This window comes from Cupriavidus sp. SIMBA_020, from assembly GCF_046535395.1.
GTDB classification, from domain to species: Bacteria; Pseudomonadota; Gammaproteobacteria; order Burkholderiales; family Burkholderiaceae; genus Cupriavidus; species Cupriavidus campinensis.
Genome location: NZ_JAWRWU010000076.1, coordinates 1 through 444 on the forward strand (window position 1 = coordinate 1; position 444 = coordinate 444).

Here is a 444-nt window from a genome sequence, read left to right on the forward strand (position 1 = left end):
GTGAATGGCGGCTCGGGCATGGTCAATCCGGCCATTGCCAGCGCCACCGCGCAGAACGTCCTGCAAAACCTGTCGATACCGCAAGGTGGTCTGTTCAGCCCCGCGAGCGCACCGGGCGCAACGTACCTCATCGAAACCAATCCGGCGTTCACGAACCAGAAGACGTTCATTTCGAGCGACTACTACCTGCAACAGCTTGGCCTGAATCCGCAGACGACAATCAAGCGTCTTGGCGATGGCTTCTACGAACAGCAACTCGTTCGCAACCAGATTACGTCACTGACCGGCAAGGCGGTACTCGGCCCGTACACCGATCTTCAGGGCATGTATGAGTCGCTGCTTGCAGCGGGCGCGTCGCTGTCGAAGTCGCTCGACCTGCCGCTCGGCATGAGTCTGACGCCTGAACAGGTGGCGGCGCTGACCAGCAACGTCATCATCATGCAG

General features: G+C 59.9%; 1 protein-coding gene. It reads left to right on the forward strand.

Going from position 1 to position 444, the window contains the following annotated elements; translation table 11 throughout:
- Window positions 1-444 (forward strand): hypothetical protein (locus tag SB751_RS28225; RefSeq protein ID WP_410748813.1); only part of this gene is annotated, 444 nt, incomplete at both ends.